The organism is Nonomuraea rosea (genome assembly GCF_039539705.1).
Taxonomy (GTDB): Bacteria; Actinomycetota; Actinomycetes; order Streptosporangiales; family Streptosporangiaceae; genus Nonomuraea; species Nonomuraea rosea.
The window spans coordinates 114547-129474 of sequence record NZ_BAABDQ010000013.1 but is presented as its reverse complement, the minus strand read 5'-3'; the positions used below and the strand labels follow the sequence as shown (position 1 = coordinate 129474).

Annotated in this window: 12 protein-coding genes; 9 read left to right on the top strand and 3 right to left on the bottom strand. The window is 70.1% G+C overall.

Annotated elements, in window-relative coordinates; all coding sequences use genetic code 11:
• Window positions 1-4 precede the first annotated feature (4 nt).
• Window positions 5-688: a hypothetical protein gene (locus ABEA43_RS28470; RefSeq protein WP_345566513.1), complete on the top strand. Its 684-nt coding sequence runs from the start codon at window positions 5-7 to the stop codon at window positions 686-688.
• A gap of 18 nt (window positions 689-706) precedes the next feature.
• Here ABEA43_RS28470 and ABEA43_RS28465 read toward each other — a convergent pair whose 3' ends face one another.
• The 3 genes from ABEA43_RS28465 to wecB are packed head-to-tail and all read right to left on the bottom strand — an operon-like array spanning window position 707 to window position 4932.
• Entirely contained in the window at window positions 707-1675 is a 969-nt protein-coding gene (locus tag ABEA43_RS28465; RefSeq protein ID WP_345566511.1) for a winged helix-turn-helix domain-containing protein, read from the bottom strand.
• Between the two features lie 31 nt (window positions 1676-1706).
• Window positions 1707-3743, bottom strand: a complete 2037-nt coding sequence (locus ABEA43_RS28460; protein ID WP_345566509.1) for a glycosyltransferase family protein — start codon at window positions 3741-3743, stop codon at window positions 1707-1709.
• Between the two features lie 58 nt (window positions 3744-3801).
• Entirely contained in the window at window positions 3802-4932 is a 1131-nt protein-coding gene (wecB, locus tag ABEA43_RS28455) for a non-hydrolyzing UDP-N-acetylglucosamine 2-epimerase (protein ID WP_345566508.1), read from the bottom strand.
• Window positions 4933-5108: 176 nt separating this feature from the next.
• Here wecB and ABEA43_RS28450 point away from each other — a divergent pair, with 176 nt between their 5' ends.
• From ABEA43_RS28450 to hisC, 8 genes are all read left to right on the top strand, one after another.
• Window positions 5109-6659 carry a glycosyltransferase family 4 protein gene (locus ABEA43_RS28450; protein WP_345566507.1) on the top strand — a complete coding sequence of 517 codons (1551 nt, stop codon included), beginning with the start codon at window positions 5109-5111 and terminating at the stop codon, window positions 6657-6659.
• 118 nt (window positions 6660-6777) lie between these two features.
• Window positions 6778-8040 carry a nucleotide sugar dehydrogenase gene (locus ABEA43_RS28445; RefSeq protein ID WP_345566505.1) on the top strand — a complete coding sequence of 421 codons (1263 nt, stop codon included), beginning with the start codon at window positions 6778-6780 and terminating at the stop codon, window positions 8038-8040.
• Window positions 8041-8059: 19 nt separating this feature from the next.
• Complete coding sequence (locus ABEA43_RS28440) at window positions 8060-9148, top strand: glycosyltransferase (protein ID WP_345566503.1); 1089 nt, start codon at window positions 8060-8062, stop codon at window positions 9146-9148.
• Window positions 9149-9182: 34 nt separating this feature from the next.
• On the top strand, window positions 9183-10976 hold the full coding sequence (locus ABEA43_RS28435; RefSeq protein ID WP_345566502.1) for a DUF4434 domain-containing protein: 1794 nt from the start codon (window positions 9183-9185) through the stop codon (window positions 10974-10976).
• A gap of 59 nt (window positions 10977-11035) precedes the next feature.
• Window positions 11036-11701: an NUDIX hydrolase gene (locus ABEA43_RS28430; protein ID WP_345566501.1), complete on the top strand. Its 666-nt coding sequence runs from the start codon at window positions 11036-11038 to the stop codon at window positions 11699-11701.
• A 38-nt stretch (window positions 11702-11739) separates the two neighbouring features.
• Window positions 11740-12180, top strand: coding sequence for an Rv1352/Rv1906c domain-containing protein (locus ABEA43_RS28425; RefSeq protein WP_345566499.1), 441 nt, complete (start codon window positions 11740-11742; stop codon window positions 12178-12180).
• Window positions 12181-12331: 151 nt separating this feature from the next.
• Window positions 12332-13816, top strand: a complete 1485-nt coding sequence (locus ABEA43_RS28420) for a serine/threonine-protein kinase (RefSeq protein WP_345566497.1) — start codon at window positions 12332-12334, stop codon at window positions 13814-13816.
• Between the two features lie 53 nt (window positions 13817-13869).
• On the top strand, window positions 13870-14928 hold the full coding sequence (gene hisC / locus ABEA43_RS28415) for a histidinol-phosphate transaminase (protein WP_345566495.1): 1059 nt from the start codon (window positions 13870-13872) through the stop codon (window positions 14926-14928).

Genomic DNA, 14928 nt, shown 5'->3' with positions numbered 1-14928 from the left:
GTCCATGCTGAAAGCCATTTCCGGAATATCCCTGAGCATGATGGTCTTCGCCGGATGCTCGTCCGGCGAGGAGGCCGTGCCGTCCGCCGCGGCGTCCGCGCCGGCGTCGCAGCCGGCCCAGTCCGCCGAGTCGGCGCGGCTGCGTGCCGCCCTGCTGCCGGTGCCGAAGGGCATGAGCATCGCGTACGGTCCCGAGCTGGGCGCGTTCGGCTCGCTCAAGTCCATCCAGCAGGGCCTGGAGGCCATCCGCCAGGCCAAGCTCCAGCGACCTGAGTGCGCGGGGGCCGCTCAGCTCGACGCCGCGGAGCCCGACGTCGCCGCGGCGCCCGCGGCCGTGATCGCCTTCTCCGCCGCCCGCGGCTCGATCACGCAGGCCGTCGTGTCGATGCCGGCGCAGGCCTTCCCCGAGCCGCTGCCGAAGCAGTGCGCCGCCTACACCGCCGACGTGGCCGGCACGCAGGTCACGTACAAGACCAAGACCCTGGAGATGCCCGCCAAGGGCGATCAGTCGCGCGCCTACCTCACCACGGCGGCGGGCGGCGAGAAGAACGCCCAGATCGGCTCCGTCATGATCAGGCGTGGCACGTTGATCATGAGCATGCTCGTGGTCGGCCAGCGGGTGAAGCCGCAGGGGCTCTACGAGCTCGCCCGTCTCGCCGACCAGAATCTGGCGCGGGTCACCAGATAGCACTCCCGGCGGCGGGCTTCAGAAGGTGAACAGGCTCACCAGGGCCGCGGCGCGCTGGGTCCGCTGAACGTAGATCTCCCGCCCGTCCCGGTGCCGCGAGATGAGCCCGGCGGACTCCAGGCGGTTGCAGTGGTAGGTGACCACGTTCGGGGCGTAGCCGACGCGCCTGGCCAGGACGCCCATCGTGAGCGGGCGCTCCAGGCCGGCCAGGATGGCCGAGCGCACGTCGCCGACGAGGAAGCCGAGGCGGTCGGTGCCGCTCGCGGGGGCGGGTCCCGAGTCCACACCGGGCAGCGGGTAGCCGATCCAGACCGCGTCGGGGCCGTCGAGGCGGGTGATGAGCGCGTTCGGGCCGGCCAGCATGGGCATCAGGACCAGCCCGCGCGACCCGATGGCGAACCTGTCGGGCTCGAAGTCGGGGAAGCTCAGCGTGCCGTCGGCGAAGCTGCAGTTGGCGTGCAGGTTGTTGAGCACCAGGTCGAGCGAGCCGCGGGCGGCGGCGACCGCCACCCGCTCGACCTCCCTGTCGAACTGGGGGCGCGCCTGCTCCCACACCTCGCGCATCGCGGCCCACGCCTCCTCGACGAGGTCGGCGTAGCCGTGCAGCCAGCGGTGCGGGTTGCGCAGCGCGGGATGCCACTGAGGCGGCGGGCGGCCGTCGGTGATCAGCTCCAGCTCCAGGAGCAACGCGTCCACGGGCAGGTCGCGCAGCATCTCGATCTGCGTCGGCACGTCCAGGTCCCGGGTGAACTCACCGGGCAGCACCACGTCGGGGAGCACGCTGAACCCAGGCGTCGCCAGCGACCGCAGCACCATCGCGTCCGGCCCCTTGGCGGCCGCGCGCACACGCCGGCGCCAGGGCTCGGGGGCGCCCCTCGTCCGGCCGGACAGCGCGTCGGTGATCAGCGCGAGCATCGACAGGCCGGGGGTCAGCGTCACGGATACCGGAACCCGATCAAGTCGTTCGATGACCAGGCGGGTGTGCATGGGTGTTCCTCGGGTGTTCCTTCGGGGGCCGTCAGATGAGGACGTGCGCGTCCGGGCGGCCGACGAAGGAGAACTGGGCGTTGCGGGTCAGCTTGATGTGGTCCGCCTGCCAGGTGTGCATCGAGGCGTCCGCGCTGCGCCAGTAGACGAAGTTGAAGCGGTCCGCCGAGTAGATCTTGACGGAGTCCTCCTTCAGCCGCCGTACGAGGTGGGTGTCCTCGCCGCGGGTGATGTCCGCGAAGCCGTACGAGCGGAACATGTCCGCCTTGCCGAGGAACGTGCCGCCCTGGACCAGGAAGGAGTAGCGGTGCTCCAGGCCGGGCAGGCGCAGCATGGTCGTGTTGCTGCCCTCGAAGTACGCGTAGTGCGCGCCCTTGCCGACCAGCTCGGCGTCGGAGTAGTCGAACGCGCGGACCAGGTCCGACAGGTAGTGCTCGCCGTACAGGTTGTCGTCGTCCATCTTGGCGATCAGGTCGCCCTCGGCGGCCGAGATGCCCAGGTTCATGCAGGCGCCGAGGGAGAGCTCGGCGGAGGCGGGCAGGACGACGACGTCCGAGATGCCGGCCATGCGGGCCTTGTCGGCCACCACCACCGGGTCGATGTCCAGGCCGTGCAGCACCATGACGAGCTGCAGCGGGCGGTGGAGCTGCTTGGCCACCGAGGAGATCGCGTGCTCGATCTGCGAGGCGCGGTTGGTGGGCAGCACGACCGAGATCGAGCGCGACCGCGGCTGCACCTGGTGCCCGAGGTCCTGGAGTATCTGGTCCACGCGGTGTGAGAACAGGTGCTTGTCGAAGACCTCGCGCATCGCCAGATGGCCCATCCTGGCGCGCAGCTCGGGGCTGTTGATGAGGTGCAGGACCTGGTTGTAGGACTCGATCGGCTCCCGCGCGATGGGCAGCAGGTCGCCGAAGGTCTCCTCGATCGCCCGCGACCACCCCGACACGACGGGGGTCGAGCAGGCCGACAGCTCGAAGACGCGGCGGGCGCACATGGTCGGCGAGTCGAGCACCGAGTTGACGTTCAGGAAGACCTTGTACATCCGGTACGCGGCCAGCATCTGGTCGTAGGGCAGCTCGCCCGCGATGTGCGGCCGGTACTTCTCCGGCCAGGCGTACTTGTCGTCCACCTCGCCGTTGCGCGCGAAGATGTGCAGGCCCAGCTCCCTGATCGGGTCGAGCACGGTCTCCATCTGCTCGCGGCGCTCGGGGTGCTTGTCGCGGAAGTACATCCCGGCGAAGACCACGTCGTGCAGGCGGCCCTTGGTCTGCTGGATCGGGTTGTGGACGCGGGGCTGGGCGGCGAACTGCAGCACGTCCACCCGATCGTGTCCCAAAATTTCGCGATATTTCGGCAGCATGTCACCGTCGCAGGTGAACACGTAGTCGAACAGCTTGGCCGTGTCGATGAAGAAGTCGAAGTTCGGCGGGTCCTCCTTGTTCCAGAAGACCGTCGGAATGCCCTCCTGCTTGCACCAGGCCACCAGGTCGCGCAGGGGATCCTTGGGGGCGTTCGTGCCGGTCATCTGGTAGCGCCAGCGGCCCTGGTTCCCGTGCCACGCCGACTCGCAGAACAGCAGGTCGGGACGCTTCTCCGCGAAGATCTCCGGCCAGTCCTTGAGCCCGAACTCGATCTGGTCCCACTCGTAGCGGAAGGCCATCCTGGAGAAGTCGTCCAGGATCACCGCGACCTTCAGGTCCGGCCTGGCCACCGGGCCGAGCGGCCACTTCACCGCGGGGACCTCGACCAGCGGCGGCCGATGGTTGGCGGTCTCGACCGCCTCGGTGACGGGGACGGGCGGCTTCGGCGCCTTCTCCTTCGACCGGACCGCCTCGACGATCTTCCCCGGGCTCTTCGAGCCGAGGGCCTCACCCAGCTTGAACGTCCGCTTGGCCTGGGTGGCCTCCAGCTTCCAGCTCGCGTACGCGGCCTTGGCCTCGGCGATCTCCAGCCGCCGCCGCAGCTCCCTGACCTCGGCCTCGTACCGCTCGACGAGCTTGCGCTCCTCGGGCAGCCAGTTCACGGGGCCGAGTCGCTGGTACGTGGGCTCTTCGGGGGTATCGGCCATGAGGGTTCTCGCCAATCACTTCGCGCGGAGGTATGTCATGTTACGGCGGAAGCGCCCGTTATTCAGGGCGTTTGCCCTGAGAGGCAGGCGCGAGGTTGTCCCCCTTGAGCCAGGCGGAGATCACCGTCGCGATCCGCGGACCGGCCTGGCCGTCCCACAGCACGGGCAGCTCGCCGGCGGGCGTCGCGGCGCCGTCGGCCAGCGCCTTCTCCGCGGCGGCCGGCAGGAGGGCGGGCGTGACCAGGCGGTTCGTGCCGTGCGTGATCGTGATCGGCCGCTCGGTGTTGGGCCGGACGGTCAGGCAGGGGACGCCCAGCATGGTGGTCTCCTCCTGCACGCCGCCGGAGTCCGTGACGACCAGCGCGGCGCCGCGTACGAGTGAGAGGAAGTCCACATAACCCAGCGGGTCGACGACCCTGATCGACTCCCCGTCGACCAGTCCGGCCTCGGCCAGCCGTACGCGTCCGCGCGGGTGGATCGGCACCACGATCGGGATCCGGGAGGCGACCGCCAGCACCGCGTCGACCAGCTCCTTGGCGGCCTCCGGAGTGTCCACGTTCGCGGGCCTGTGCAGGGTCGCGACGGCGTAGCGCTCAGGCAGGCCGAGCCGGGTCACCACGGGCGCCGGGTCCAGCTTCGGCAGCGCCGAGAACAGGCTGTCGATCATGGGGTTGCCCACCAGGTGCACCTTGGACGCGGGCACGCCCTCCGACGCCAGGTAGGACAGGGCTTCCGGCGAGGTGGCGAAGAGCAGGTCGGCCAGCGCGTCGGTGACGACCCTGTTGACCTCCTCGGGCATGCCCCGGTCGAACGAGCGCAGCCCCGCCTCCACGTGCGCGGTGGGCACGCCCAGCTTGGCGCAGACCAGGATCGCGGCCAGCGTGGAGTTCACGTCGCCGTAGACCACGACGAGGTCGGGCTCCTGCTCGGTGACCACTTCTTCGAGGCCGACGAGCAGAGCCGCGGTCTGCTTGGCGTGGGAGCCGGAGCCGACCCCCAGGTTCGCCACCGGGTCGGGCAGGCCGAGATCGGCGAAGAAGACGTCCGACATCAGTGCGTCGTAGTGCTGACCAGTGTGGATGATGCCCTGCCGCACGCCGAGTTCACCGAGTGCCCGCACCACCGGGGCCGCTTTCACGAAATTGGGACGAGCACCCAAAACGTGGAGGACCAGGGGGTTCTCCCTCATTGACCTCGCCTTTCATAGCGGAAGGGAAAAAACGCTGCCTATGGTACGGTCCCACCGTGGCATCCGACGCCAGTCGTCAAGACTCCTCAAAGGTTTCCGCGAAGTCCGCCCGTGCCGGCGTCGGGGGACTTCTCAAGGGTTTCGTCCAGCACCCCATCATCGTTTCGCGCGTCGTCGTGACGAAGGTCAAGTCCGACCCCGTCCGCGTGGCACAGGCCGCCGCCGACGCGCTCCCGCCCCGGATGCGCCCCATCGTGGGCAGCGTCGCCTGGCCGGTCGCCCGCAGGGCCCGGCGCGCGGTGCGCAAGTTCGGCATGCGCGTGATCAGGGGGCCGTGGAACGAGGCGAAAGAGCACTGGGACGCCGGCCGGGTCACCGAGGCCGCCGCCGTGCTCGAAGCCCACACCAAATACCCCTTCGTCAAGCGCAGGGCCGCCTACTACCGGGGCGAGCTGGCCGCGATCAGCCCGGGCCCGATCCCGCCCGGCCCCAAGGTCGCGATCACGGACCGGGTCGGGGGCCGGGTGCTGCACCTGGTCACGAACGCGCTCCCGTACACACAGGCCGGCTACACCGTGCGCACCCACCGCATCGTCAGCTCGCAGAAGGTCGCGGGGCTCGACCCGCACGTGGCCACGAGCTGGGGCTGGCCGATGCTGCAGGGCCACGCGGACGCGCCGCCGTTCGAGGAGATCGACGGCATCCCCTACTACCGGCTGCTGCCGGACGGGCACGGCGAGATGCCGTTCGAGATGCGCGGGCGCATGGTCAAGGGCGCCGACGCGGTCACCAAGCTCGTCACCCAGCTCAAGCCGCAGGTGCTGCACGCCGCCACCGACCACCGCAACGGCTCTGTCGCGCACGCCGTGCGCGACAGGACGGGCACGCCGTTCGTCTACGAGGTACGCGGCTTCCTGGAGGAGACCTGGGCCTCCCGCGACCCGATCCGCGTCGGCAGCCAGCGGCACGTGCTCCAGCGCGAGCGCGAGGCGTTCCTGATGAACGAGGCCGACGCGGTCGTCACGCTGGCCGAGACGATGGCCACCGAGATCGTCGAGCGGGGTGTGCCCAGGGAGCGGATCCACCTGGCGCCCAACGCGGTGGACGACACGCTGCTGACCGCCCACTACGACGGCGCCGCGTTCAGGGACGCCTACGGCATCGCGCCCGGCGAGATCGTGGTCGGGTCCGTGTCCAGCATCGTGGCCTACGAGGGGTTCGCCACCCTGCTGCGGGCCGCCGCGCTGCTGCGTGACGACGCCACCCCCGTGCGGGTGCTCATCGTCGGCGACGGCGCCGAGCGCGAGAACCTTCTGGAGATCGTCGAGGAGCTGGGGCTCGGCGACGCGATCCTGCCGGGCAGGGTCGGCCCCGACGAGGCCCTCCAGGCGCAGGACGCCATCGACATCTTCGCCTGCCCGCGAGAGGACCTGCGGGTGTGCCGGCTCGTCACGCCGCTGAAGCCCGTCGAGGCGATGGCGCTGGGCAAGCCGGTGGTGCTCAGCGACCTGCCCGCGCTGTCCGAGCTCGTCGGCTCCGACGGCGCCGGGATGCTGGTCGCGCCGGGCGATCCGGCCGCGCTGGCCAAGGCGATCGCCGGGCTGAGAGAGGACCCTGCCAGGCGCGCCGAGATGGGCGAGGCGGGCCGGGCGGAGGTGGCGGCGAAGCGGACTTGGAGCCGCGTTGCCGAGACTTATCAAGCTCTATACCGGTCTCTTGCCGAATGATGACCTTCAAGTTGGCTGTCTCTTCTGACGGGTTCGCTCGCATTAGGCGTGAGCTAGGTGGACTTGAGATAACCTTTGCCACCATGAAGTGTTGTTTCCGGCTCTCTAAGGCACAGCTGTGACAGAAATCGACTTGGCTGTCATCGGCCTGGGCTACGTCGGCATGCCACTCGCCAAAGAGGCGGTGGCCGCCGGCCTGCGGGTCGTCGGCGTGGACGTCGACTCCCGGAAGGTCGACGCGCTCAACGCCGGTCAGTCCTACATCGATGACCTGACCGACGCCGACCTCGAGCACATGCTGAACAACGGTTTCAGCGCCACGCTCGACGAGTCCGTGCTGGCCAGAAGCAACACCATCGTCATCTGCGTCCCGACCCCGCTGGACGAGGACCACCGCCCGGACCTGTCCGCGGTGGAGGGCGCGACCAAGGCCGTCGCCCGCAACCTCAGCGACGGCACGCTCGTCGTGCTGGAGTCCACCACGTGGCCGGGCACCACCGACGAGGTGGCCAGGCCGCTGCTGGAGAGCAACGGGATGGTCGCCGGCGTGGACTTCCACCTCGCCTTCTCGCCCGAGCGGATCGACCCGGGCAACCCCAAGTTCGGCCTGCGGAACACGCCCAAGGTCGTGGGCGGCTACACGCCGACCTGCCGCGACCGCGCGACGGCGTTCTACAAGCTGTTCGTCGAGCAGGTGGTGCCGGTGAGCGGCACCCGCGAGGCCGAGATGGCCAAGCTGCTGGAGAACACCTACCGGCACGTCAACATCGCCCTCGTCAACGAGATGGCGATCTTCTGTGACGAGCTCGGGATCAACCTGTGGGAGTCGATCGAGGCCGCGGCCACCAAGCCGTTCGGCTTCCAGAAGTTCCTGCCCGGGCCGGGGGTGGGCGGGCACTGCATCCCCGTCGATCCGTCGTACCTGTCGTACACGGTGCGCAAGCTCGGCTACCCGTTCCGGTTCGTGGAGCTGGCGCAGGAGATCAACGAGCGGATGCCGTCCTACGTGGTGGCTCGCGTCCAGAGACTGCTGAACAGGCATAAGAAGCCCGTGAACGGGTCGAGAGTGGTTATGCTCGGCGTCACCTACAAACCGGATATCGCCGACGATCGCGAGACCCCGGCTCTGCCTGTGGCGCGTGCGCTGCTGGAGCTGGGCGCCGAGCTCTCGTTCGTGGATCCGTACGTCAAGGAGTGGTCCGTCGACGGCACACCCGTGCCGCGAGAAGATGATCTGGCCGAAGCGGTGGTCAACGCCGACGTGACGCTGCTCATGCAGCAGCACTCAGCGTTCGACCTCGTCATGGTCGAGGCTAACGCCAAGCTCGTGCTCGACACCCGAGGCGTTCTCGCCGAGGGTGAACGCGTCGAGCGGCTGTAGCGACGGAGGGCTGCGCGCAGTGCACGTGCTCGTCATGACGGTGGTGCATAACCCCGAGGACGCGAGGATCCTGCATAGGCAGATCCGTGCCCTTGTGGATGCCGGTCATGAGGTCACGTACGCCGCCTCATTCACCGCGCACGGCGTCGTCCCCAGGCCTTGGGTCACCGGCGTCGATCTTCCGCGGGCCGCGCAACGCAAGCGCATGTCCGCGACGTGGGCCGCCCGCCAGCTCTTCAAGCGCATGCGGAACAAGGTCGACCTCGTCGTCATCCACGACCCCGAGCTGCTGTTCGCGGTGTGGGGCGTGCGCAACGCGCCGCCCGTGGTGTGGGACGTGCACGAGGACACCCCCGCGACGCTCTCGCTCAAGCCGTGGCTGCCGTCGTTCCTGCGGCCGCCGGTGCGCTTCTTCGCCCGCATGCTCGAAGGCACCGCCGAGCGGTACCTGCACCTGCTGCTGGCCGAGACGGCGTACGCGGGCCGGTTCAAGCACGCCCACCTGATCGTGCCGAACGAGACCTGGGTGCCCGACTCCGTGACGCCGCCCGGCGACGACCGCGTGGTCTACCTGGGCTGGCTGTCCAGGGCCAGGGGCGTGACCGAGGCGGTCGAGGTGGCGAAGCTGCTGCAGCCGTACCGGGTGGCCGTGGAGCTGATCGGGTACGCCGACCCGCAGAGCCGTCCTGTGCTCAACCAGGCCGTCACCGAGGGCCTGCTGGAGTGGCGCGACTTCATGCCCAACGACGAGGCGCTCAAGCGGCTCGACGGGGCCCTGGCCGGCCTGTCGCTGCTGCACGACGAGCCGAACTACCGGCACTCGATGCCCACCAAGATCGTCGAATACATGGCCCACGGCATCCCGGTCATCACGACCCCGTCGCCGCGCGCCGTCGAGCTCGTGGAGCGCTACGACAGCGGCATCGTGGTGCCGTGGGAGGACCCGAAGGCGGTCGCGCAGGCCGTGCTGACGCTGCGGGACGACGTCCGGGAGCGGCGCGCGCAGGGTGCCCGCGGCTACGCGGCGGCCCGCGCCAACCATCACTGGCCCAACTCGGCCAAGAGGTTCGTGTCCCAGTTGGAGTCGTGGGCCGGGGTCACGCGATAACGGTTCTTAGTCGAGGGCGGGTAGGTTCCTGAACGTGCGCTGGCTCTTTCTGGTCGTGGGCGCAGCTGTCCTGGCAGTGGTCGCGGCCGTGGTCATCGTGCTGCCGCAGTCGTCCGGCGAGCCGGTCGCCTCGGTCAGCCCGCCGGCCAAGCCCAAGCCGACCACGACCGAGCCGACACCGCAGGTGAGCGAGGTCACCGACCGTTGTGGAACGTTCGAGACCAAGACCCGCGCCTCCTACGCGGTCACCGGCTACTGGATCACGCCCAAGTCGAACCGCTGCACGTGGCGCAGCCAGCTGGAGGAGATCCACAGCGTCGGCGGGAACACGATCATCAGGATCGGCTACGGCCTGCAGTTCCGCACGGTCTCGGACGAGGGCCAGATCCTGGCCAAGGACGGCACGGTCGACTCGCTCTACAAGCCGTGCGAGGAAGACGGGCTGAGCTGTAGTGAGGCGGCCCTGCGCGACCTCAAGGAGGCCAACCCGGGCAACCGGATCGGCCGCACGTACGTCTACAGGACCGACGAGTCGTTCGGCAAGGACCTGTTCCGCTGCCCGGGGATGGAACGCAGCATCGAGGTGGGCAACCGGATCTACTACCGGCTCGTCACCCAGGCCGACGGCTCCGACGACGCCACGTGCGACTTCAGCCGCAAGGCCACGTCGTACGACATGATCCTGGTGGCCGGCTCGGACAAGGACAGCCTGACCGAGCTGCTGGACCTGGCCGACCAGTTCGGGATGCAGGTCTTCCCCGCGCTGCCGCTCGCGCCGCGCGACTCGAAGACGCCGATCAGGGCCGAGACGCGGCACCTCGGCACGCTGACCACGCTGACGCGGCGCATCCTCCAGGACTACGGCGCCCGCTTCGACAACCGTGACTCGCTGGGCGGGGTGTACCAGCCGTTCGAGGTCCAGATGGCCGCCACCCTGGCCACGAACCCGACGCTGGAGGTCTACGCCGACCAGCACACGATCGTCGAGCAGGAGCTGCACAAACCCATCCTGATCAGCCCCTACCTGGACGCGCGCAAGCGGGTGGCCTTCGGGCAGACCCCCAAGCAGGTCGCCGAGGCGTTCAAGGCGCTGGCGAAGACCGGGGTCGGCATCATCGCGCCGCAGGACAGCCGGGGCACGGGCAAGGTGGGCCTGTTCTGGCCGGACGAGCGCGACAGCGAGGTGGACGAGCGGCTGCGGCCGGTGGTGGGCGAGTCGACGTACGAGACCGCGTACCACGGGTCCACGCGCGACTACTACCGGGAGATGGCGGCGGCCCGCGAGGAGATGATCCAGGCCGGTTACCAGGTGCAGCTCTGGGCGAACGTGGAGGCGTTCGAGCCGTCGGGCAAGGAGCCGTGCGCGCCGCAGGGCACGCGCGGCAAGACCGACAAGAAGCGCCTGGACCAGGCCGTGGCGATGGCCGGCCGCTACGTGCAGAAGATCGTCTCCTACATGTGGAGCGACTTCATGACCTGCGGCCAGCCCTCGCTGGAGAAGGAGATCACCGCGGACTGGCAGCGCCCGATCGCGGTGGACGCGATCAGGCGGGCGCGCGACGTCCAGGACGGTCTTGAGGTGCGCGGCTACAACCTCAAGGACGGCACGGTCACCGTCGAATGGTCGGGCGGGACCAAGGACCTCGTGGTGTCCGCGGTGGGCTGGCTGGACGAGGACCCGCTGGAGGAGCTGCCCGAGGGGATGTCGACGGCCTGGGTGCCGTTCGACTGGAGCCAGGTGCCGGCGGGGGAGTGGGTCAAGATCGGCGTGAAACTGCCGTCGGGCCAGGCCGCGACCGAGCCCTTACACGTGCGCATCGTCACCTGACCCCGGCCCTCGCGTGCACCGTTCGCTAGCCGCGCACGACTGCGTGTAACGTGCCGTCCATGGTCCCGAGCGTCCCGGTCAGCGTCGACCTGGTGGTGCTCACCGTGCGCAATCACGCGCTGAGCGCCCTGGTGTGGCGCCGCGACAACCCGCCGTTCCTGCGGCGCTGGTCGCTGCCCGGCGGCTTCATCCAGCTCGACGAGGACCTCCCGGCCGCCGCCCACCGCATCCTGGGCGAGCGGGCCGGCCTCCCGGGGGCGCCGGTGCACCTGGAGCAGCTCCAGACGTACGGCTACCCCGACCGCGACCCCCGCCAGCGCGTCCTCAGCGTCGCCTACCTGGGCCTGGCCCCCGACCTGCCCGCCTCGGAAAAGGCCCACATGAGCTGGCAGCCGGTCGACGCCCTCACGGCCATGGCCTTCGACCACCGCCGCATCATGGTGGACGGCATCGAGCGGGCCCGGGCCAAGCTGGAGTACACCTCGCTGGGCGCGGCCTTCAGCCCGTCCGAGTTCACGGTGGCCGACCTGCGGCGCGTCTACGAGATCGTCTGGGGCCGCACCCTCGACCCGCGCAACTTCCACCGCAAGGTCACCAAGGCGGAGGGCTTCCTGCTGGAGACCGGCGCCACCACGACCAGGGACGGCGGCCGGCCGGCCAAGCTCTACCGCCGCGGCCCGGCCGAGCTGCTCCACCCGCCCATGCTCCGCAGCCTCAAGGAATGACCGTGGCAGGATGACGCTCCCGGTGGCACTCTTGGTCAGTGACCCCTGGGAGCCGCGCGCAGCTCGGTCCGTTAGCCGTCCTGCTGCTCGCTTTGCTGATCGTGGCGTTCGGCGCCCTCGCGTTCTTCTCCCTTGAGGCAGAGCCCGTCGCGGAGGCCGGCGAGGCGGCCATGGTGCCCATCGGCCCCCGGCCCAACGCGCTCGGCACCGTGCCGTGGACCCAGGGCGTCGATCCCCTGCTGCCGCACACGCTCGTGGTCGGCGTGGACATCGAGCCGGGGACCTACACCACGCGGGGCGCGGCCCCGGACGGCAATCCCAATATGCAGTGCACCTGGGCCAGGTTGCGCGGGCTGTCGGGCGCGGCCAGCGACGTGATCGAGACGAGTGCGGCCTGGAGGGGGTTGTCCGTCACCATCCTGCCCACGGACAAGGGTTTCGTGACCGGCGGCTGCGCCGAGTGGGTGCGAACGTCCTAGAAGGGCAGGCCATCTCAAAGAGTGACCTATGATCACGAATCGATGATGTTCGCCCGCCATTCCTCGTACTATCGGATCTGCCCTGCCCGCCGGTGACATCGACAGGAGGCGACCGGATGGCCGGAGAGCCAGAGACGCCCTCGGCGGCGCGGTGACGCTGCTCGCGAGCCGCTATCGGCTGCTGTCCGAGCTCGGTCAGGGCGGCATGGGCACGGTCTGGCGGGCGATGGACGAGCTCCTCCGCCAAGAGGTGGCGATCAAGGAGGTACGCCTCCCATCCGCCCTCGACGAGGCGGCGCGCGCCGAGATGACCGATCGCACGCTGCGCGAGGCGCGGGCCGCGGCGACGCTGCGCTCCCACCCGTCCATCGTCACCGTGCACGACGTGGTCCTCGACGACGGGCGGCCGTGGATCGTCATGGAGCTGGTCCGCGGCCGGTCACTCGACCGGGTCCTGCGCGATGAGGGCCCGCTGCCCGCGCACCGGGTGGCCGAGATCGGCCTGCGGATGATCGAGGCGCTCTCGGCCGCGCACGGCTCGGGCATCCTGCATCGCGACGTCAAACCCGCCAACGTCATGCTCACCGAGGACGGGCGGGTGCTGCTGACCGACTTCGGCATCGCGACCATCGCTGGCGACACCGCGCTCACGCAGACCGGGTTCCTGAGTGGCTCGCCCGGCTACATCGCCCCGGAACGCCTGCGCGGCGAGGCGGACGGCCCGCTCGCCGACCTGTGGTCGCTCGGCGCCACGCTCTTCGCGGCGGTGGAGGGCGGCCCGCCCTTCGCCCGCCAGAACGAGGCCGCCGTGCTGGCGGCCGTGCTGATGCAGGAGCCCGCCCCCTTCCGGCTGGCCGGCCCGCTCGCACCTGTGCTGGCCGCGATGCTGGAGAAGGACCCGGCCGGCCGCTGCTCCCCGCAGGAGGCGGCCGGCTGGCTGGGGGAGATCACGCGCGGCGCGCCCATCACGGCCCCGATGGTGCGGAACAAGCGGCGTGGGCGCCGGCGGGTCGTCGCGGGCGCCGTGCTCGCCGTGGTGCTGACCGTGGCGGCGGGGGTGGCGGTCACGGTGCAGATGTTCCCGAGCCTGGCGTTCGCGATCGTCGGGGCGTTCTCTCCCCGGCCCTCCTTCCGTACTCTGCCGTCGGTCTCCAGCACGCCCGCGCCCGATCCCGAGCCGCTGATCGGCGACGGCTTCGAGGCGTGCGGCCTGCTGACCGGCGCGCAGGTGCGCTCGCTGCTCGGCGGCACGGCCCGCCGCCAGTACCTGACCGACTCCGCGTGCATGTGGTACGGGCCGGACGGCACCCATCTGACCCTCATGACGATCCGCTCGCCGACCATGTCGGGGGCCACCTTCTCCTACAAGTACATGGCCGACTCCATGAAGGACGAGCCGAAGCGCGTCGCGGGCACCAAGCTGCGCAAGGGGCCGGACAGGGGTGACGAGGCCTACAGCTACACGAAACCGGCGGCCGGCTGGCAGCGCACCACCTACAACACGAAGGTCCTCTTCCGCATGTCGAACGTCGTCGTGACCGTCGACGTGACGGTCAAGCGCTCCGGGTTCGCCGCCGCCGACCGGGCGGCCAAGCTGGTCGAGACGGCACTCGGCAAACGACGCGAGCCTTCCTGAAGACGGGCGCACCGGATGATGCCGCACCCCGGCGGGCCTTCTAAAGTTAGGCCATGCCTCGTTTCCGCCAGATCCTGGACACAATGCCCGCCTACAAGCCGGGGAAGGCCGTCGTGGCTCCGGACGGCAGGTCGTACAAGCTGTCTTCCAACGAGTCGCCGTACGGCCCGCTCCCGTCCGTGGTCGAGGCGATCGCCGAGGGGGCGCGGCAGGTCCACCGCTACCCCGACCCCGGCGCGGTCCGGCTGACCGAGGCCATCGCCGCCCGCTACGCGGTCCCGCCGGAGCACATCGCGCTCGGCGCCGGCTCCGTCACGGTGGCGCAGCAGCTCTTCGAGACGGTGGGCGAGCCCGGCGTCGAGGTGGTCTACGCGTGGCGCTCGTTCGAGGCCTATCCGCTGCTGGCCGATCTGTCCGGGGTGACGTCGGTCCAGGTGCCGCTGGCGGGCGAGGACCACGACCTGGACGCCATGGCGGCGGCGATCGGCGACCGTACGCGCATGGTGCTCGTGTGCAACCCGAACAACCCCACGGGCACCGCCATCCGCCGCGGCGCCCTGGAGGCGTTCCTCGACCGGGTGCCCGAGAATGTGCTGGTGGTGCTGGACGAGGCCTACCGCGAATACATCCGCGACGAGGACGTCCCCGACGGGATCACGCTCTACCGCGACCGGCCGAACGTGTGCGTGCTGCGCACGTTCTCCAAGGCGTACGGGCTGGCGGGGCTGCGGGTCGGCTACTTGATCGCGCACGAGCCGGTGGCGACGGCCGTGCGCAAGACGATCATCCCGTTCGCCGTCAACCACCTGGCGCAGGTCGCCGCCATCGCGTCGCTGCAGGCCGAGGACGAGCTGCTGGAGCGGGTCGATCAGGTGGTGAAGGAGCGCACCCGGGTCCGCGAGGCGCTCATCGCCCAGGGCTGGACGGTGCCGCCCACCGAGGCGAACTTCGTCTGGCTCCGGCTCGGTGAGCGCACCCTCGACTTCGCCGCGGCCTGCGCCGTGGAGGGCGTGGCGGTGCGGCCGTTCGCGGGGGAAGGCGCCCGCGTGTCGATCGGCGATCCGGAGGCCAACGACGCCTTCCTCGCCGCGGCGCGCGCCTTCCGCGGGTGA

Bases quoted from the DNA above. Each gene is read 5' to 3' on its own strand.
- hisC (WP_345566495.1), top strand. From the start codon at position 13,870: ATGCCTCGTTTCCGCCAGATCCTGGACACAATGCCCGCCTACAAGCCG.
- ABEA43_RS28430 (WP_345566501.1), top strand. From the start codon at position 11,036: ATGGTCCCGAGCGTCCCGGTCAGCGTCGACCTGGTGGTGCTCACCGTG.
- ABEA43_RS28470 (WP_345566513.1), top strand. From the start codon at position 5: ATGCTGAAAGCCATTTCCGGAATATCCCTGAGCATGATGGTCTTCGCC.
- ABEA43_RS28460 (WP_345566509.1), bottom strand. From the start codon at position 3,743: ATGGCCGATACCCCCGAAGAGCCCACGTACCAGCGACTCGGCCCCGTG.
- wecB (WP_345566508.1), bottom strand. From the start codon at position 4,932: ATGAGGGAGAACCCCCTGGTCCTCCACGTTTTGGGTGCTCGTCCCAAT.
- ABEA43_RS28465 (WP_345566511.1), bottom strand. From the start codon at position 1,675: ATGCACACCCGCCTGGTCATCGAACGACTTGATCGGGTTCCGGTATCC.